Origin of the sequence: Bacillus cereus group sp. BfR-BA-01441 (assembly GCF_022663075.1) — a bacterium.
GTDB lineage: Bacteria > Bacillota > Bacilli > Bacillales > Bacillaceae_G > Bacillus_A > Bacillus_A cereus.
Window position 1 is genome coordinate 36,906 of record NZ_JAKUEU010000020.1, and the last position, 18,174, is coordinate 55,079.

Consider the following 18,174-nt stretch of genomic DNA (forward strand, 5'->3'; position numbering starts at 1 on the left):
ATAGCATCAAACGCTTCAGGCGACCGTTTTAAACATAATGTCGACGATTTTTGTATATCCACCTAAATATACGAAAACGAGTATTTTAAACGGTAAACTTAAAATCATCGGCGGTACCATCATCATCCCGAGGTACATTAAAAGTGTACTAATAATCAAATCTATAAATACAAACGCTAAATAAATGAACATCCCTGTTAGTAAACCTTTTTGAATTTGCGTTAACGTAAAGGATGGTACGAGCGTAAATAGTGAAAGATCCTTTAAATCTTTCGGCAACTCTTCTCCGCGTACTTTCAGCATCATTTTTAAATCATGCTTATACGTATGTTTTGACATATATTCTTTCATAATAGGAGCTGTCGTTTCCGCAGCTTGACTTACTGTTATTTTCTCTTTCGTCATCGGATCCCACACATCGCTCTTCAGTTGCCCGAGTACAGGCTGCATCGTAAAGAGTGATAAAAATAATGCAAGTCCAACAAGCACTTGGTTTGGTGGTAAATTCATTACCCCAAGTCCTTGACGTGTAATCCCAAGAACGATCATAAAATAAGTAAAATGTGTAAATAATAGAACGATAGAAGAAGATAATGATAAAAGGGTAACGAGCGCAAATAGTTGTACACTTGAATTACTCGTAAACTCTTTTCCATTTTCGAAATTAATAAAACCGTTCGGGGCCGCATACGCTGGATTTACAAAAATAATTGAAAAAACGATAGAAAATACGAAAATAACGGCTAATAATGATAACTGTTTCTTTATTCTCATGATGGATCCTCTACTTTTTTCGTTTCACTCTTCACCGCGTCTTCTAGTGCTTGTTGAAACTGATTTCCTGTTCCGGTTAATTGCACAGACTGCACACCGTTATTACTAATAACAGTGAACACTTGCTTTCCGTCCACTTCAAATAAAAAGGCACTCGTTTGATGATTTAAATAAACGCCGTCTTTTACTTGAATATGGCCATTTTCACCCTGCTTAAAAAACTGCTGTTTGCGCGTCTTTTTCGTCATATAATATGCACCGTAACCGAGCGCACCAAACAGTAAAACGACTTGAAATAAGGTCGTCATATACGACATATGACTCCTCCTCTACTCTTTATCTTGCATTTGACTTTGCGCTTTCATAAGCGCCGCTTGTTTCTTATCAGCTTCAATTTCAGAAATGATAATACCGAATTTCTCGTCCATTACGATTGCTTCACCGATGCCGACTTTCATATTACTTAAATACACATCTACTTTATGTCCTAAGTTTTTCTCTACTTCAAGAACATCGCCAACTTTTAACTGCTTTACATCACCAAGTGTAATAGATGACTTTCCAAGCTTTACACCAAGTTCAATCGAAATATCTGAAACAGTATCAATATGTGCTTTACCTGCTTCATTTCGCTTTCCTGCAAAATCTTCTAATCCCATTAATGACACAGGAGATACTTCATGCTTCATATGGATCCTCCTACTCTACAAAACTTTTAAATAGGAGCGCCTTACGCGTTCCATCTTTTCCAATAAAACAATTAAATTTATGCTTTCCATCTACATAACCAAGTAATTCATCCGAAACTTTCGTATGAAGCGGAATAATATCGCCTTCTTCAATTTGTTCAATCTCACTCATTGTCATTTTCTGCTCACCAATCGCAACGTGAACAGGTTTGTACACTTGATTTACTTTCACTTCCACTTCAGACGTATACTTCCTACGTTTGTCCGAAGAATGTTCGACAATATTTTCAGACGTTAACTTATCCATAATTTCTTCAACAGATAAGAACGGAATCCCGATACGCACCGTCGTATTCCAAAAATCTGTTTTCATATTTACATTAAGTAATGAAATGATATCGCTCGCTGTCGTAATCTTTAGTGCATTCGGATCTGTTTCCGTCGTTACAAATTTCGGTTCAATCGCAACAACACTTTCAAATGATTGCTCTAAATTTTTACAAAGAAGCAAGAATATATTATCAAGCGTTAAAAACTCAAACGCTGTTAACGGTCTGCGCATCGTAAAGTTACGCTTACTATCTCCGCCAAGCCAACATTCATGAATATAAATAACGAATGCTAAATCAATCTCAATAACAATTTCTCCAAGCTCTGGTAAACCGAGATCAATTACGCAATATAAATAATAATCTTTCGGCATTTTCTCCACATACTCACTCGTAAATGGAACTTGCTCAACTGTTGAAGGCTCTAGTTCAATTGGAATACGCATACGCGCTGATAACGTCTGTGACGTCTGTTTTCCAAACGTAGAAGCAATCGCTTGCAAACTACGTAAATGCTCAACACCGAACTTCTCTGGTCTATTAAAATCATACTCTTGAAATTTCTCTTGCTTTCCTGCTTCTTGTGCGAAAGCTGGCATTTCCTCGCCTTCATTTACCGCCTTCAGCAGGGCATCAATTTGCTCTTGGCTCAATTTTTCGCCACTCATGACAATCCCCTTCCCTACCTTTTCAATTCAACAATTTCAACGTACATCTTCCCATTCTTCGTCAAAATCTTTCCGGTTCCAATCTCTTCATTCTCAAGCATAAGACGCACCGTATTTTTCGTTGAATTTTCAAGACGATACAATGTACCTTTCGTAATATGAAGCAGATCTTCAATTTTCTTTTTCGTATTTCCGATTTCAAAATAAATTGTTAACGGAATATCATCTTGTAATTTCAAATCTAGCCAACTCCCATATCATGTTCACGAAAATTTCATGTTCTCTCTATATATGAAACTTCTTATTTTGAAACGTCGATATTTAATATTTTTTTAATATATCCTTGCGTTTCTTTAAATGGCGGTACGCCTCCGTACTTTCTCACATTACCAGGACCAGCATTGTAAGAAGCAAGTGCCAATACTAAGTCGCCGTTATTTTTCTTTAAATAACCGCTTAACTCTTTCACGCCACCTTCAATACTTTCAGCTGGTGAAAAGGGATTCTTCACACCCATCTCCTTCACATTCGCTGGCATAAGCTGCATAAGTCCCATCGCACCTGCATGTGACACCGTTTTCGGATTAAAATTAGACTCTACTTCAATCATTTTTTGAATTAACGTTTTCGGAATTCCATATGTACGACTTACACGATCAATAATATCCTCATACTTCCCTTCATTGGAAGAACGTATTTTTTGAATATTATACTTCTTCGTTAATTCCCACGTATCAGCAGCCTCATTTTTCGTTTCTGGGAAACGTCGTTCAAACTCTTTTTGCGCAACTTGCACTTCATCTGCTTTCTTCGTTTCAGCCTTTTCTTCAAGCTTACTCGCTTCCTCTACTTTATTAATAGTTTCTACGGGTTTATTAACAACCGCTTCTATTTTCGTAGATTGTACCGGCTGACTCATATCTTCTATGTTTGCCGGCTGCGTAGTAGCCTTCGTCTCCTTCGCAGGTTCACTCTGCAACTTCTCTTGAAAATGACTACTAACGAATGCTTGTGGACTACTTAGCTTTTGCTGAATTAGCCCTTTCTTATATGCAAGCACTTCTTTTACTATATTTCCAACTATCATAATATCACCTTTTCGGTAAACAAAGATAATCTAATATTAGAGTTTTTTTTTAAAGTTTGCAATAATCCTTTTAATAATTATGTAATAAAAAAATGAATATATTGTTAAACTGTTATTTTTTTATATTTATTAATTCGAATTTTTAGTTGACACCCGCTATGACAGGGATTACAATAAATCTCGAAATTGATTTTTTCGCATATTACCGTTTTTCAATTTGCAGAAAAGTCAATATAAAAAAATGGGGGTTTCTTAACATGAGAATTAATACAAACATTAACAGCATGCGTACTCAAGAGTACATGCGCCAAAACCAAGCTAAAATGAGCAACGCTATGGACCGTTTATCAAGCGGTAAACGTATCAACAACGCTTCTGACGATGCAGCAGGTCTTGCAATCGCAACTCGTATGCGTGCTCGTGAAAGCGGATTAGGTGTTGCAGCTAACAACACACAAGACGGTATGTCTTTAATCCGTACAGCTGACTCAGCTTTAAACTCAGTATCTAACATCTTACTTCGTATGCGTGACATCGCTAACCAATCTGCAAACGGTACGAACACTGACGATAACCAAAAAGCGCTAGATAAAGAATTTACAGCTTTAAAAGATCAAATTGATTACATTTCTAAAAACACAGAGTTTAATGATAAGAAATTGTTAAATGGTGATAATAAAACTATCGCTATCCAAACACTAGATAATGCTGATACAAGCAAGCAAATCAATATCAACTTAGCAGATTCTTCTACTAAAGCATTAAATATTGATACTTTAACAATTAGTGGTAAAACTGCTGATGCTACTGGAAAAACAGAGAAAATCACAGTAACAGATGCACAGATTACAGCAGCTGGTGATGGTGCGAAAAAGGCAGCAGACGCAATTTCAGCGTTAACTGGTACTCCTACTGAAACTCAAATTAAAGGTGCTGTTGATGCATTTAAACAAGAGTTCGCTAAAGTTAAAGACATTATGAGTGACTCAGATATTACAGCTGTCGAAAATAAAATCAAAGCTTATGAAGCAGCTCCAACTGATTTTGCCAAAGCAAAAGAAATCACAACTGCATTTAACGCTCCTGTAGCTGGTGAAATTGAAAAAGTTGCTATGAACTCAAACGCTTCAGCGGCAATTAAATCAATTGACGCAGCTCTTGACACAATCGCTTCTAACCGTGCAACTCTAGGTGCTACATTAAACCGTCTTGACTTTAACGTAAACAACCTTAAGAGCCAATCTTCTTCTATGGCTTCAGCTGCTTCTCAAATCGAAGACGCTGACATGGCGAAAGAAATGTCTGAGATGACTAAGTTCAAAATCTTGAACGAAGCTGGTATCAGCATGCTTTCTCAAGCAAACCAAACTCCACAAATGGTTTCTAAATTATTACAATAAGCCATTTGAGTTAGTTTCCTGAATAAACCTCTCTGCTTGCAGAGAGGTTTATTTTTTCTATATAGATGAATTATTTGTAAAACCTTTCTTTTTTTAGATAGAAAAGGGCATCTATGATGTGTAGAAGCGGTCAATGCCTATCTAGATTCCTCCCATGTAAAAACAAAAATAGAAAATAAGCATAAGTCTCTTTTTCTTTTCATAGCTGTTTATTGGCTTTAAAACACTAACTATATCAATCTATAAGGAGTGTCTATTATGCGTATTGGTACGAATGTTTTAAGTATGAATGCTAGGCAGTCGTTGTATGAGAATGAGAAACGTATGAATGTGTCAATGGAGCATTTGGCGACTGGTAAGAAGTTAAACCATGCTTCTGATAATCCCGCTAATGTTGCAATTGTGACTCGAATGCATGCGAGAGCAAGTGGTATGCGCGTGGCGATTCGTAATAATGAGGATGCAATATCGATGCTTCGCACGGCGGAAGCTGCCCTTCAAACTGTGACAAATATTTTACAGCGTATGCGTGATTTAGCCGTTCAATCCTCAAACGGTACAAATTCAAATAAAAACTGTCATTCGCTGAATAAAGAGTTTCAATCTTTAACAGAACAAATTGGCTATATTGGCGAGACTACCGAGTTTAATGATTTATCTGTATTTGACGGTCAAAACCGCCCTATTACATTAGACGATATCGGTCATACAATAAATATGACGAAACATATTCCCCCTTCCCCTACACAACACGACATCAAGATTTCAACAGAACAAGAAGCAAGAGCGGCAATCCGTAAAATTGAAGAGGCTTTGCAAAGTGTGTCACTTCATCGTGCCGACCTTGGTGCTATGATAAATCGTTTAAAATTTAATATTGAAAATTTAAATAGCCAAAGTATAGCGTTAACAGATGCTGCATCTCGAATTGAAGATGCAGACATGGCGCAGGAGATGAGTGATTTTTTAAAGTTCAAATTATTGACTGAAGTTGCAATTAGTATGGTTTCACAAGCGAACCAAATTCCGAAAATGGTCTCTAAACTACTACAATCTTAAAAATTAATCTTCCATCTTTGGAACGATTCCATACAAAACAAAAGGGAAATACATATAAACTATGTATCTCCCTTTTATTTTGTACCCAAATTTTATTACTGTGTTACCGTCATAACTTGTCCGCTACGGTCAACCATTATTTTCATTTTTCCGTCTTGTGCATTATATAGCCCAAGTTTATGTAATTCCATTTTACAATCTTGTACGAAAGTTGGTAATTTACGAATTTGATCAATATCAGAACTTGTAATGAAATGAATTAAAAGCTGCGTCATACCTTTAATATCTTGTACAAGCTCTTCTTTCTCTCGTTTTAGCCTTTCATTTTCTAGTTGTAACGACTGCAATTCACCTTCTAGACTACGTGTATTCTTTGCTTCCCTAGAACGCCCTGCTGCCATGCTAGAAAGCTTATAAATACCTTCCATAAACTGATGTAGTTCGTCTTCTTTCCTTTCACTACACTGATTAATTGTTTCAAAATTATCAACGATACCAGATATAACTGTTACAAGATTTTTTTCATCCTCTTTATGCTGGATTTCTTCTTTTAATTCGTACTCATTTTCTTGTTTTCTTGCAACGATTGTCTCTTTTACTGGTATATATTTTCGCTTTCGTCCTGGTTTTTGTTTTTCAATATTTTCAAACGGTATTTCACGTTTTTTCAATTTATAATACGTATTTTGCAATTGACTTTCTGTTTTTGGAAAAAGATTTAGTTCATTTTTACTTACGTATTTTGAAATATTTAAAATGTTTAACCCGTGACGTTGACAAAATTGATACACTTCATACAGTAGCTCTAGTTCAGACTTCAGCCATGTAATTGCTGATTTTTCATATGCTCGCATCCCGCCATTTTTTTCTATATCTATTTGAAATAATACCATTCTATTATGTAAATCAACTAATTCTTCATACTTTACTTGGAATTCTTTTTCTATTTTTTTTAATTCCACCTCTAGTTGCATATCGTTCATTTTATTATTTGACATGTTTTGTAAAAGACCTAATACATTAATTGCTGTGTGGTGATACATAATCTGTGCCACTCCCCCTCATCCTTTCACAATTCTCATCTGACTCCCATGTCTTTTAAGAAAATAGCAATTTTTACATATCCATATTATAACAGTTCGAAATTATCTGTCAAATAATAAACATACAAAAATGTATAGAAAGTATAAAAATTTGGAAAATGTTTTTTATTAATATGCAAAATTGCATATTAATTACATTTAATTATATTATATGGTATTTTGAATATTTTTTCACCGAAAAAATTTGCGTTACCACGAAATGTTACTAAAGTAATCCAAAAAATACGTTCACTCATATTTTTAAATTAAAAATCTCTAAATAAAGATTATTCACACATACAGCGACAAACACCCAAGAAACCTTTCATTTTTCTACCAATTTAAAGTATATAATACTAAAAAGGAACTAGCCAATACTACACATGGCTAATTCCTTCCTCTCTCTAACAAAATAGAGTTATAAACCCAGTCTTCAAATCCTCAATCGAAGTTTCGCTTCTTCTAAAGCTATCTCGGCGGCTCTCTCGTCCCATTTACCAAAAAAACACTCCATATCTCTGGTCTTACATCGCATGGGTCTCTATTTGGCACTGACCGCTGCCACACATAGCTAGTTCCTCTATTCCAGCTAAAAAAGTACTTTTCTTACAACACTAACTTATCAACTAAACCAATTAGCTCTTGAATATCTGGCTTACTTACTTGAGCATTTGCTCCTACAGCTTCACCTTTATGGAATAATTCATTTGTAATTAATGAAGAGAAAATAATGACTGGTAAACGATTCATTACTTCACTATCCTTAACCACTTTCGTTAAATGATGTCCATCCATTTTTGGCATTTCAATATCCGTAATTAGCAAGTGAATATGCTCAAACATTTTTTCGCCTTGCTCTTTCGCTAATTTTTCAATTTGCGCTAACGCTTCTGCACCATTGCTGAAGAAGTTCATTTTCGTATATCCAGCTGATGATAATGTTTCTTCTAATATTTGGCGAAGCATCGCTGAATCTTCTGCAATATAAATTACTTTTTCAGCTCGATCTGTTTTTTGTTCTAACCCTGCAATTGATTTATTGTCATAACCAGTGCCGCTAATTTCACATACAATTTTTTCATAATCTAATAATAAGATGATTTTTCCATCTAGTTTTACAATACCAGATGTCGTTTCTTCTAGTCCCATAGATAATGAAGCTGGTTCATCAATTTGTTCCCACGAAATACGTTGAATACGATGCACTTCATCAACGCGGAAAATAACTTTCATTTGGTTTAATTCTGAGATGATAAATTTCGTTTGATCAAGTGGCTTTGTTGACTTTAAATTAAGAGCCATTGCCAAGTTAATAACAGGTAAAATTTCACCACGTACTTGAACAACACCTTCAACTGCATGATGAGATTCTGGCACAGTTGTAACAGGAAATGGATTAATGATTTCACGTACTTTCATTACATTAATACTAAATAGGTTTTCACCAACAGTGTACGTAACAATCTCTAATTCATTTGTTCCGCTTTCTAATAAAATACTTTGTGCTTGTGACATAAAGGTGTCGCTCCCCTTCCATTAATTCCGTATATCTAATTATTAAGCTTTATAAAAGAGAAAAAGTCAACTACCTATATAAAAAATATAGATAGTCGAACGATTCATTTTATTAAAAAACAATTAATCTTGTATAAACGAAGCAAGTGCCTCTAATAAAACTTCTTGTGCACCTACAATTTCCGTCGGCATTGCTTCCCATTTTTTCGAAAGCTCTGTCTCTACTCTTATTCTCAGTTCAGAATTCATTTCTGCTAGCACATATTCTTTCGTTGCTATATCAACATCAAGTAGCGCGAGTGCATATAATTCCGGATCATTTATTTTTTCGAATAATCGTTTTAATACCACCGGTGCTATATGTTTTAATTTTTCAATATGAATTTCCTTATCCGAAAATAGTAACTCATATTGAATAAACGTAACATTTTCTTTAATCACTTTAAAATAACAATTATTTTTTTTATCATTCACAAAATAACCGTTTGGATCTGCGATAATACTCTCTACTTTACGAATTAAATCTGGCAAACTATTCGCCGCCATTACAGTCCGCTGCTCAACCTCACTCGGCGAAATGAATGTAACGCGATACTTATTTTGCGCCATCCTCCTCACCTCTCCTTTTATAGAAATTCAGTCTAATTGTATATACAACTACCTTAAATTAATTTAAAACTATTTTATATTACCACTTCTTACACTACCACACTACTCTAGTAACGCTACATATCTCTGGTCTTACACATCGGTCGGGACTCTATTAGGCACTAACCGCTCCAAAACATCGCCAGGTCCTCTCTCAAAACCTAAAAAGTGCTTTTAAGAACCTTTCAATAACTCTATGTTATTAAACCAAAACGCTATTTGCTGATCCGTAATATTTGGCAACATAACAAAAAACTCACGACACTTCATCTCATCCTTAAACAGTTGATACTTCCAAACACTATCGCTACCAACACTTATGAAATAAAACTCATGGATACGGCCAATGATCGCTTGTTTTTCGCCAAATGAATACGGAGGCACTTGCTTAATTTCAAATTGATCTGGTAAATATACATGCTCTTCTCGTTCTATTTTTAATACTTGCTCGGCAAGTTCACGTTTATTTTCGAAAAAAGGCAATTGTAAAATTCGCTCTTGTCTTGTCATACGAATAAAAAACCCTTTCTACTCCATTACATTTTTTCCATGCGATATATTATCGAATTAAGTTTACAACTTCATTTAATACTTCATCTGAAACTTTAATTACTTTCGCATTTCCTTGGAATCCGCGTTGGTATAACATTAAGTCAACAAATTCTACAGATAAATCTACGTTTGCACCTTCTTGTGCACTACCACGTACTTTTCCTGCTCCATTTTGTCCAGATGCACCAAGAGCTAAAATACCCGTCGTATTCGTCGCTGTATAGTTACCATTACCAGTTTTCATTAGTCCGCCTTCGTTCGGGAACATCGCAACAGCTAATTGGCCAGCAGCTTTCATGCTTCCATCAGAATATTTTACCATCACATATCCACCATCAGCAATGAAGCAATCTTTAACAGTCGCCGCCGCTCTACCATCTACGCCTGTTACTGATAATGTTTTATCTGTTGGATGATTCGTTAAATTACTTAAGTCTAGTTTTATATTGCCGCCATTAAATGGAATATTAGCTGCTTGCTCTTTCGGACTTGGATTTCCAACAGCATCAAATGCCATATTACCGCCTGCACCTTCAACATCCTTAAACCCTTCTTTTTTCGAATCATTGCGCATCTGTACTTTATATGAATAATTATGTTCGCTCGTTTGTGTAAACTCCACACGCATCGTCCAAGTGTTACCAGCATTATCATATATAGGTATCTCTTGTGAGATTGCTTTTGCATCAGCTGGAATATTCCCTCCAACTACACCTTTTGATGTTCGAATACCACCAATTGCCGTTCCCATTGGAATTTGCAACGGTCCTGGAATTCCAGATAAATCAACTTCACCAGTTGCCTCATTTGCAGGGTATGCAAATACGTATTGACCTTCAGTATTCGTAATATAGTAATCTGAAGATATCCCAAACGTACCTTTACGAGTAAATTCCATATTTCCGCCTTTTGAATCACCTACAACGAAGAAACCATTACCTTCCATTGCTGCTTGTGTTTTACCACCTGTTAACGTAATTGTACCATCACTATAATCGGTAACCGTTCCGCTCAATTTTACACCGTTACCGATACTTTTTGGGTTTGTTCCAGCATATTTATCATCGGCTTTTGCACCAATCGAATTGTTATATAGTAAATCATCAAACATTGCTTTTTGTTTTTTATAACCTACTGTTTGTGCATTGGCAATATTATTTGAAGTTACACTTAATGCATTTTGTGTTGCATTCATCCCTGTAATACTTGTATATAACGCTTTAATCATAACGTATGGACACTCCTTATGAATTTGTATTTTTTACTTCTTCAGTTACTTTTTGATCGTCTTTCTTTGCGTCTTCTGGGTTCGTTTCCCCAATCGGTTTATCAGACACTCTCTCAACGAAACGAAGAGAGACAACTTTATTATTAATAACGAGCTGTACATCGTTATTTTCCGCAAGACGAACTGTTTCTACTTGACCGGTTACTTTGTTTCCGTCACCGTCAACACCTCTTACGTATTTCCCTAAAAACTTCATTCCACCATCAAGTGCTGTTGAATACATCGTTGATTGCAGCTTATCTACTGCTTTCGTCATATTCTGTACTTGTTCCATAAGAGATAACTGCGCTGTCTGATTCATCATTTGATTCATATCCATCGCATTAAATGGATCTTGTTGTTGGAAACTTGATAAAAACAATTTTAAGAAATCATCTTTCCCCATTACCCCAGGAGTCTTTTGCGCTCCTGCTGAAACTCCATTACTTTGTTGCACTGGCGATTGTACACCATTAACAGGTACATTACTTTTTTGCGCTCCTGCTTGTAACGGAATATGATTTGTACTCGTTGTATTTAATCCAACTGTTGGCACGCTTTATTCCTCCAATAATCCCGCAAATTCTGTTGATTGTTGTTTTTCATGATTTGTATTTGCTAATTTCTGTTTTTGCCTTTGCTCTTGTTCTCGCTGTTCTTTACGATTTTCATCTTTATCTGAATAGCTAATTTGAATATTGATTTCTTTTTCTTTTAACTTTAATCTCAATTCATCAAAAATGATTTCAACACGTTTTTTCGCATCGTGTTTTTCCATTTCTACGTGAACGTCAATTTGATCTCCGTGTTTTTTCATAAACACTGTTAATGTACCAAGTTTTTCTGGATTTAACTGAAATAAAACACGTTCTTGTTTCACTACAAATTTTTGCAGCGCTTCTACTTGCGCTTCCATTTTCTTTCCTAAGTCAGGTAATGAAACTTTCTCAGCACCACTATTTGATTTCCCTATTTGTTCGGTACTCGTTGTTTTATTTAATAATTCTGCACCTGCAGAGCTCGAATCGTTTAATGCATCAACTTCTGGCAACTCTATCTTTGCATCATCGCTCTCAGCTTTCGGAAGATCTACGTCTTTAAACTCTTCTTGTTTCTTTGCAATATTACAAGTTTCTGTTTCTACAGCCTTCAATGCTTGCATCGCTTGCTCTGGCATCTTCATTTTGTCTAATACCATTTGCATTGTATCTTCTAAACATATAGCATTTTTGATATTCATATTTGAAAGAAGTTCTTGTAATTGTTGTAATTCAGCTACAGGTAATTCATTAAGTTTAATATTGCCATATTCTTTATATAGCTCTTGTATTTTTTGTATGTATTGATATAACAATTCCGGCTGCACATGTAATTGCTCAATTGCAACCATTTGCTCAGATACAGCTAATAACAACTGTTCTGTCTCTTTTTTTTCTTCTTTCTTTACAATTGGTTCTTCTTTCGTTACCGATGGTTTAGAAAGGTTATATTCTTTTTTCTCTTCTTTTGGTGCTTCTTCTCGGTTCGTTTTCTCCGTTTGCGGCTGTTTTTTATTTTCCATTCTCATCGTACGATCGAATGAAGAATCTTCATTTTTTGATTGTACTTCTAGCCCTTTTTCTTTTTGCGGAGGTAAACTTTGTTGCACCGGTAATACAGACTGTATCACTACATTCACCTCATCCATTCATACACATTTTCAAATCCAGAAGCATTTTTTCTTCCAGCTTTTCTTGTGCTTTCGCAAGCTTTTTGCAATCTTCTTGATACATCTCATCAATGACACGTTCTTTTTCTTTTACTTGCTCTAAAAGGCTTTCATTTTTTTGAATAAAACCTTCCGTTTTTTTAATTTTTCGATTCCATTCTTCTATTCTTTCAGGTGAAAACGTATGTGAAGAAAGCATGCCAGCCATAATACGCTGCCCAGTTTGTACGACTTTACTACGCGATTTCACAACATATAAATCATATTCTTTTTTTTGTTCTATTTTTCTTTTTTCAGCTGTTAATTCATACACTTCTTTTAAAATATGTTCTTTTTCTTGGTTTATTTGCAATTTTATTGTGTCGTACTGCTGTTTATCCACCTGTTTTCATAGCCCCTTTCTATTATAACGTTCTCTTTTTCTATTATATAGTTTTTTTCCAAAAAAATCTGTGAAATATTAAAAAACAAAAAAATAAGACCTCTTGGGCAGAGGCCTTATACTATATGCTGTATCGCTTCAACGATATCATCAAATTGGAAACTATCCGATCGACCTTGCTTTAAAAATGTATTTATGCCTTCTACTTTATTTTTACATTCAAAAATATAAGCATTTTCTTCATTTTCTTGAATCGTTCCTAGCTTAAAATACAATTCATTTTCTTTATAAATTGATAAAATCCTTCTCATTTCATTTGCAAGTTGCCAATGATGTGGCGAAACAATTTCTTCCATAATCCTACTTACTGAATCTAATACTGAAATTGCAGGATAATGACTAAGCGTTGCAAGCTCACGCTTTAATACGATATGTCCATCTAAAATACCACGTGCTAAATCTGGTACAGGACCATTTAAATCATCCCCATCAACAAGCACCGTATAAATACCTGTTATAGATCCCTTTTGTGTTTTTCCGGACCGCTCTAACAACTTCTTCATATAACTTTCCATTAACAGTGTTTTACCACCAATCGGTAACTCTTTAACAGCAATATCAACACTTCTTCGTGCATCGGCAAAACGAGTAACAGAGTCCATCATAAGTAATACGTTATTACCTTGATCACGGAAGTATTCAGCAATAGACGTTGCGAGTTTCGCTGCACGAAGTTGCATAAGATGACTTTCATCTGACGTCGCTACAACAACGACGCTTTTTCGCATACCTTCCTCGCCTAACTCTTTTCGAATAAAGTCTTTTACTTCCCGGCCACGTTCCCCTACTAAACTAATAACATTTATATCAGCTTTTGCATTTTTTGCTATCATTCCAAGTAAAGTTGATTTACCAACACCTGACCCAGCAAAAATACCAATCTTTTGACCGATACCAATTGTTAGCATAGAATCAATTGATTTTATTCCTGTTTCAAATACATCGGTAATCTCTTCACGTTCAAATGCATGTATAGGTGGTGCATCTAGTTTTATTTTCTGTAATGGAATGTTTTCAGCTTCCTCATTTAACACTTCACCATTTGCACTTAACACTTTTCCGAGCAAGTGATTACCACGTGGTACAACAACATCTTCTGAAACTAATGTCACTGAATCTCCATAACATACTTTTTCTGTCTGTTCAAATGGAAGTAGCATATTATTTTCTTTTTCAATGGCAATCACTTCACATAAGACGTTATGTTCTCCAACGAAGCAAACATCTCCAATCTTCGCTTTCGGCCCTTTTGCTACGAAAAACTGTTCTTGTACACTATGAACTTTGCCTACTTTCGTATACAGCGGTGTTTTAATAAACTTATTCCATTTTTCGTTCTCATTCATTAACAGGCGGCTCATACATTTTGCTCCTCAAATAACTTCTCTTCTTCCCATTTCTGACGAAGTTTTGCAAATATAGGTGCAAATTTAAATTCAAAGAACTCTTTCTCTTCTTCCAGAACAAATTCACCAAACTGCAAGGAGAAATCATATTTCCATTCTACTAATTGTAGTAACCAATATTCTTTCGTATTCTCCTTCTCTTCTTGAATACGTTCAAACGTTTCTGGATGTACTGTAATGATTAATTTTTCAAACGAAGTTGGCAATGTTTGCACGATGCCAGTTAAAATAGGTAACACATCAAGCAATCGTGAATCTACCGCTTGATTCACGATTTTTTCTGCTAGATGAAAAGATTGATCCCATAATAACTCTGTCCATTCATATGCTGTTTCTTGTTGTTCTTTTTGAAATTGCACACGCGCTGCTTCCATCTGTTCCATTTGCTCATGAATATGCATTTGAAATTGTTCTTTATCTTGTAATAACTGCTGCCGCTCTCGTTCTAGCATTTGCTTCTCTTGCCTTAGCTGACTCATTTCCATATGTAATGATTCTTGCTGGGCGCGAAGTTCTGCATGATCAGCTTGTAATTCTTCCTCTTCTATTTGAACTGAAGCTGGTTTTGGAAATTGTAATTCATACGTTTCTTCAGAAAAAGAAACAGAATTCTTCGGAATTCTGTTTTTAAATAAGGACATCCTCTTCACCTCTTTGAACGATAATTCTTCCTTCTTTCTCTAGCTTTTTCACTGTACCAGTGATCGTTTGCTGCGCTTTTTCAGCATCCGTCATCTTAAGCGGTCCTAAGCCATCTAATTCTTCTAGAATCATCTCTTTACGGTTTGAAGACATACATGTAAATAATTTCTCTTTAATTTCTTCTTTTGCAATTTTAAGTGCTTTCGCAAGAACACCGTTATCTGTAATTTCTTCTAATACACGGCGAAGCGCAAGATCTTCAAGACCAAGTAAGTCTTCAAAGACAAACATATTTTCTTTAATTTTCTCAGATAACTCATAATCGACTTCATCCAGCTTTTGAAAGACTGTTTTTTCAACACCTCGTGAAACATTATTTAAAATATTTACGATTGTTTTCAAGCCATCAGTTTTATTAATTGCACTAAATGCCATATTATTTAATTTCGATTTTAACAACTCACCAATTTGATTAATTAACTCACCATCAACTTGTTCTAGTTTCGCTATACCCATTACCGTTTCAACGCGCTTATGATCTGGCAATCTCTCAATTAATTGAGACGCAAGTTGCGGTTTAATATAAGAAGCGATAATTGCAATTGTTTGTGGTGACTCATCATTAAGCACTGTAAGAAGTGGCTCTAAATCTGTAAGTGAATTTAAGAACTCAAACGGATTATCTTTGTTATACCAAAGATCTTCCAATAATTTTTCCAGTTCGTCTTCTGGCATGTTTTTAAATATGCGACGAATGTATTCTTTATCTGGAGTGACTAAGTTCAATTCTTTTACATTTAGTTCATATAAGAACTCTCCTAGTACATTTTCTAACGTTTCTGGTTTGTATACACGAAACTTTGCGATTTCACGAAGTAATACTTCTTTTTCCTCAGCTGTCATATATTCAATGACTTTTGCTGCCACCCCTTCTTCTAATGTACGAATAAGGATGGCAGCTTTTTCTTTGGAGGAGATTTCATCTAACATCGTTGTTCCTCCCTTACTGTCCGTTTAACCATTTTTTAATTACTTTTGCAGTTCCTTCTACATGTTCTTTCGTAGCATCCTGCACTTGTTCATCTAACGTTGGTTCTTTCGGTTCTTCTGGTTCAGGTTTTGGCTCTGGCACTATTTTTTCTTCAGGAATTTCCAAGATACTTTCATTACTTGCAGCAATTTCCTCTTCTGCTAAGTATTCTTCATATTCCTCCTCTTCTTCTTTCTTTCTCTTACGTCTTGCTAATAAGAACCATACTAGGCCACCAATCGCTAATAAGCCAGCTGTAATTCCACCGAATAACCACCAGTTCATACCACTTTTTTCTGGCTCTTTCTCTTTTTCGGCTTTCGGCTGATCGAACTGAACAGTTACAACGTTAACTTGACCATTTATAAAGTTACCGTTCGGATCAGCTTGAAGTCCTGCCGCTGTTCCGATTGCTTCTTTAAAAGTTGTCATATCAATTCTACGTTTTACTAGCGTATCATTATCTACCCATACAACAACATTTGTTTTCGTTAATTCTGGGTGTTTCTTAATTGTTTCAACTGTTTTATCTATTTCATAGTTTTCGATTTTGTTACCATTTTTATTATCATAGACAACTTTACCATTTTGATTATTGTTCGTACCGTAGTTTGGCACTTCACCGTTCGCTGTAATACCAGCACCTTGCTTCGTATCTGCCCCTTCTTGCGCAGTAGAGCTTTCCTCTTGCTCTTGTTTACTACGAAGTACACCTTTATCACCATACTTTTCTGACTGACGTGTAACTTCATCGTAGTTTACAGATACTTTCGTATTCACTTTATATTCATTCGGTTTAAACATCGTCATTAACGTTGCATCAATATCTTGCTTTAATTTACCTTCAAGTTGGTGCTGCATCTCTACTTCTTTCTCGTAAGAAGAGGAACTACTAGAATGTGCTTCATCTGCTCCTTTTGAGATAACACCTTTTTTACTATCAATAACACTTACTTCTTCTGCCTTCACACCAGGAACTGCTGCACTAATCATTTGCTGTATACCTGCAACTTGATCAGCTGTTAACAATTGGCCACGTTTCACTCCAACCGTAATCGCCGCTGTTCCTTTTGCTTTTTCTTCATCAAAAATTGTCTCTTTTTCAGGCAATGTAATTTGAACATTTGCCGTTTCAACTGTCGCAAAGTTTCTTACAATATCTTGCTCCAATTGCTTCTTCGTACCGACAATTTGCTTCATTTTTTTATCTTGTTCACTTGAACCGAGAGAGCTTTCTAATAAAATTTCTTCACCGCTTTTCGAATTAAACGGTAAGCCCATCCCATTCATTTCTTTTCGAACCCATGGAGCATCATTCTTTTGCACACGAATTGAACCATCGGCCGCTAATTGGTAATCGACACCTAACTTCGATAATTCTGCTGTAATCTCTTGTTTATCTGCATCATTTAAATTTTGATATACAACAACATATTTATCTGGCAAGGTGAAGTATAAAAGTGCTCCTGTTACAATCGCTAAAAGCGCAGCACCGATTACTAACTTATGCCACGTTTTTAACGATTGGATAACATTTTTCATCTTTTCCATTTAAACACACCCGTCCACTTTCCTAAATTTGCATATTAATTAGTGACTTATAATTTTCAATAAGATTATCACGTACGAGAGCAGCTGTTTTCATTTGAGACTCAGCTTTCTTTTGCTGAATTAAAACGTCATGTGTTTCTCCTACCCCTTTAGTTAGTAAATCATATACTGCTGTTTGCGCATTGTTTTGCGTTTGATTCATATCTTCCAATAAATCAATAAACTTTTTCCCCTCAACTACAGATGTTTGAGAAGTTTTCGGTGCACCAATTGACTGAATTGCTCCAAATGGTTGTGTATGTAACATTGGTTGAATTTTCATATT

At 35.4% G+C, this 18,174-nt stretch carries 21 protein-coding genes; 2 read left to right on the forward strand and 19 right to left on the reverse strand.

The window, feature by feature from the left end:
- Positions 1-15: 15 nt before the first annotated feature.
- The 6 genes from MR107_RS11130 to MR107_RS11155 all read right to left on the reverse strand — a co-directional run bounded on the left by MR107_RS11130 (position 16) and on the right by MR107_RS11155 (position 3,547).
- Entirely contained in the window at positions 16-774 is a 759-nt protein-coding gene (locus MR107_RS11130) for a flagellar type III secretion system pore protein FliP (protein ID WP_001220582.1), read from the reverse strand.
- The gene (locus MR107_RS11135; RefSeq protein WP_000121176.1) at positions 771-1,091 is read right to left on the reverse strand and encodes a hypothetical protein; all 321 of its coding nucleotides are present in this window, start codon (positions 1,089-1,091) and stop codon (positions 771-773) included. Before MR107_RS11135 ends, MR107_RS11130 begins: the two co-directional genes overlap by 4 nt.
- A 12-nt stretch (positions 1,092-1,103) precedes the next feature.
- On the reverse strand, positions 1,104-1,463 hold the full coding sequence (gene fliN / locus MR107_RS11140) for a flagellar motor switch protein FliN (RefSeq protein ID WP_000680010.1): 360 nt from the start codon (positions 1,461-1,463) through the stop codon (positions 1,104-1,106).
- A gap of 10 nt (positions 1,464-1,473) precedes the next feature.
- Entirely contained in the window at positions 1,474-2,460 is a 987-nt protein-coding gene (gene fliM, locus MR107_RS11145; protein ID WP_000012361.1) for a flagellar motor switch protein FliM, read from the reverse strand.
- Between the two features lie 14 nt (positions 2,461-2,474).
- Entirely contained in the window at positions 2,475-2,699 is a 225-nt protein-coding gene (locus MR107_RS11150) for a flagellar motor switch protein FliN (RefSeq protein WP_000775712.1), read from the reverse strand.
- A 62-nt stretch (positions 2,700-2,761) separates the two neighbouring features.
- A complete protein-coding gene (locus tag MR107_RS11155) occupies positions 2,762-3,547 on the reverse strand; it encodes a transglycosylase SLT domain-containing protein (RefSeq protein WP_242292372.1) in 786 nt (261 codons plus the stop codon).
- Between the two features lie 257 nt (positions 3,548-3,804).
- Here MR107_RS11155 and MR107_RS11160 point away from each other — a divergent pair, with 257 nt between their 5' ends.
- Both MR107_RS11160 and MR107_RS11165 read left to right on the forward strand, forming a co-directional pair.
- Positions 3,805-4,947 carry a flagellin N-terminal helical domain-containing protein gene (locus MR107_RS11160; RefSeq protein ID WP_242292373.1) on the forward strand — a complete coding sequence of 381 codons (1,143 nt, stop codon included), beginning with the start codon at positions 3,805-3,807 and terminating at the stop codon, positions 4,945-4,947.
- Between the two features lie 258 nt (positions 4,948-5,205).
- Entirely contained in the window at positions 5,206-6,006 is an 801-nt protein-coding gene (locus tag MR107_RS11165; protein ID WP_242292374.1) for a flagellin N-terminal helical domain-containing protein, read from the forward strand.
- Positions 6,007-6,101: 95 nt separating this feature from the next.
- Here MR107_RS11165 and MR107_RS11170 read toward each other — a convergent pair whose 3' ends face one another.
- From MR107_RS11170 to fliE, 13 genes are all read right to left on the reverse strand, one after another.
- Positions 6,102-7,049, reverse strand: a complete 948-nt coding sequence (locus MR107_RS11170) for a DNA-binding domain-containing protein (RefSeq protein ID WP_136997003.1) — start codon at positions 7,047-7,049, stop codon at positions 6,102-6,104.
- A gap of 645 nt (positions 7,050-7,694) precedes the next feature.
- Positions 7,695-8,603, reverse strand: a complete 909-nt coding sequence (locus MR107_RS11175; RefSeq protein WP_000075943.1) for a chemotaxis protein — start codon at positions 8,601-8,603, stop codon at positions 7,695-7,697.
- Positions 8,604-8,726: 123 nt separating this feature from the next.
- A complete protein-coding gene (locus MR107_RS11180; RefSeq protein WP_000068301.1) occupies positions 8,727-9,212 on the reverse strand; it encodes a hypothetical protein in 486 nt (161 codons plus the stop codon).
- A 213-nt stretch (positions 9,213-9,425) separates the two neighbouring features.
- Positions 9,426-9,761 (reverse strand): DUF3964 family protein, encoded by a 336-nt coding sequence (locus MR107_RS11185; RefSeq protein WP_000198166.1) that lies wholly within the window; start codon positions 9,759-9,761, stop codon positions 9,426-9,428.
- Positions 9,762-9,810: 49 nt separating this feature from the next.
- On the reverse strand, positions 9,811-11,031 hold the full coding sequence (locus MR107_RS11190) for a flagellar hook protein FlgE (protein WP_058839178.1): 1,221 nt from the start codon (positions 11,029-11,031) through the stop codon (positions 9,811-9,813).
- A gap of 16 nt (positions 11,032-11,047) precedes the next feature.
- Positions 11,048-11,626, reverse strand: coding sequence for a flagellar hook assembly protein FlgD (locus MR107_RS11195; protein WP_242292375.1), 579 nt, complete (start codon positions 11,624-11,626; stop codon positions 11,048-11,050).
- A gap of 3 nt (positions 11,627-11,629) precedes the next feature.
- A complete protein-coding gene (locus tag MR107_RS11200) occupies positions 11,630-12,739 on the reverse strand; it encodes a flagellar hook-length control protein FliK (RefSeq protein ID WP_130055391.1) in 1,110 nt (369 codons plus the stop codon).
- Positions 12,740-12,749: 10 nt separating this feature from the next.
- On the reverse strand, positions 12,750-13,160 hold the full coding sequence (locus MR107_RS11205) for a hypothetical protein (RefSeq protein ID WP_000360855.1): 411 nt from the start codon (positions 13,158-13,160) through the stop codon (positions 12,750-12,752).
- A 116-nt stretch (positions 13,161-13,276) separates the two neighbouring features.
- Entirely contained in the window at positions 13,277-14,581 is a 1,305-nt protein-coding gene (fliI, locus tag MR107_RS11210; RefSeq protein ID WP_044796752.1) for a flagellar protein export ATPase FliI, read from the reverse strand.
- Positions 14,578-15,267, reverse strand: coding sequence for a FliH/SctL family protein (locus tag MR107_RS11215; RefSeq protein ID WP_074554105.1), 690 nt, complete (start codon positions 15,265-15,267; stop codon positions 14,578-14,580). The genes fliI and MR107_RS11215 overlap by 4 nt, the downstream gene beginning before the upstream one ends.
- Positions 15,254-16,258, reverse strand: a complete 1,005-nt coding sequence (gene fliG, locus MR107_RS11220; RefSeq protein WP_000883364.1) for a flagellar motor switch protein FliG — start codon at positions 16,256-16,258, stop codon at positions 15,254-15,256. The genes MR107_RS11215 and fliG overlap by 14 nt, the downstream gene beginning before the upstream one ends.
- Before the next feature lie 13 nt (positions 16,259-16,271).
- Positions 16,272-17,849: a flagellar M-ring protein FliF gene (locus tag MR107_RS11225; RefSeq protein WP_242292376.1), complete on the reverse strand. Its 1,578-nt coding sequence runs from the start codon at positions 17,847-17,849 to the stop codon at positions 16,272-16,274.
- A 22-nt stretch (positions 17,850-17,871) separates the two neighbouring features.
- Positions 17,872-18,171, reverse strand: coding sequence for a flagellar hook-basal body complex protein FliE (gene fliE, locus MR107_RS11230; RefSeq protein WP_000701672.1), 300 nt, complete (start codon positions 18,169-18,171; stop codon positions 17,872-17,874).
- Positions 18,172-18,174 lie beyond the last annotated feature (3 nt).

Coding starts and splice junctions, on each gene's coding strand:
- MR107_RS11130 (WP_001220582.1), bottom strand. CDS start 774: ATGAGAATAAAGAAACAGTTATCATTATTAGCCGTTATTTTCGTATTT.
- MR107_RS11135 (WP_000121176.1), bottom strand. CDS start 1,091: ATGTCGTATATGACGACCTTATTTCAAGTCGTTTTACTGTTTGGTGCG.
- fliN (WP_000680010.1), bottom strand. CDS start 1,463: ATGAAGCATGAAGTATCTCCTGTGTCATTAATGGGATTAGAAGATTTT.
- fliM (WP_000012361.1), bottom strand. CDS start 2,460: ATGAGTGGCGAAAAATTGAGCCAAGAGCAAATTGATGCCCTGCTGAAG.
- MR107_RS11155 (WP_242292372.1), bottom strand. CDS start 3,547: ATGATAGTTGGAAATATAGTAAAAGAAGTGCTTGCATATAAGAAAGGG.
- MR107_RS11160 (WP_242292373.1), top strand. CDS start 3,805: ATGAGAATTAATACAAACATTAACAGCATGCGTACTCAAGAGTACATG.
- MR107_RS11165 (WP_242292374.1), top strand. CDS start 5,206: ATGCGTATTGGTACGAATGTTTTAAGTATGAATGCTAGGCAGTCGTTG.
- MR107_RS11170 (WP_136997003.1), bottom strand. CDS start 7,049: ATGTATCACCACACAGCAATTAATGTATTAGGTCTTTTACAAAACATG.
- MR107_RS11175 (WP_000075943.1), bottom strand. CDS start 8,603: ATGTCACAAGCACAAAGTATTTTATTAGAAAGCGGAACAAATGAATTA.
- MR107_RS11180 (WP_000068301.1), bottom strand. CDS start 9,212: ATGGCGCAAAATAAGTATCGCGTTACATTCATTTCGCCGAGTGAGGTT.
- MR107_RS11185 (WP_000198166.1), bottom strand. CDS start 9,761: ATGACAAGACAAGAGCGAATTTTACAATTGCCTTTTTTCGAAAATAAA.
- MR107_RS11190 (WP_058839178.1), bottom strand. CDS start 11,031: ATGATTAAAGCGTTATATACAAGTATTACAGGGATGAATGCAACACAA.
- fliI (WP_044796752.1), bottom strand. CDS start 14,581: ATGAGCCGCCTGTTAATGAATGAGAACGAAAAATGGAATAAGTTTATT.
- MR107_RS11215 (WP_074554105.1), bottom strand. CDS start 15,267: ATGTCCTTATTTAAAAACAGAATTCCGAAGAATTCTGTTTCTTTTTCT.
- fliG (WP_000883364.1), bottom strand. CDS start 16,258: ATGTTAGATGAAATCTCCTCCAAAGAAAAAGCTGCCATCCTTATTCGT.
- MR107_RS11225 (WP_242292376.1), bottom strand. CDS start 17,849: ATGGAAAAGATGAAAAATGTTATCCAATCGTTAAAAACGTGGCATAAG.
- fliE (WP_000701672.1), bottom strand. CDS start 18,171: ATGAAAATTCAACCAATGTTACATACACAACCATTTGGAGCAATTCAG.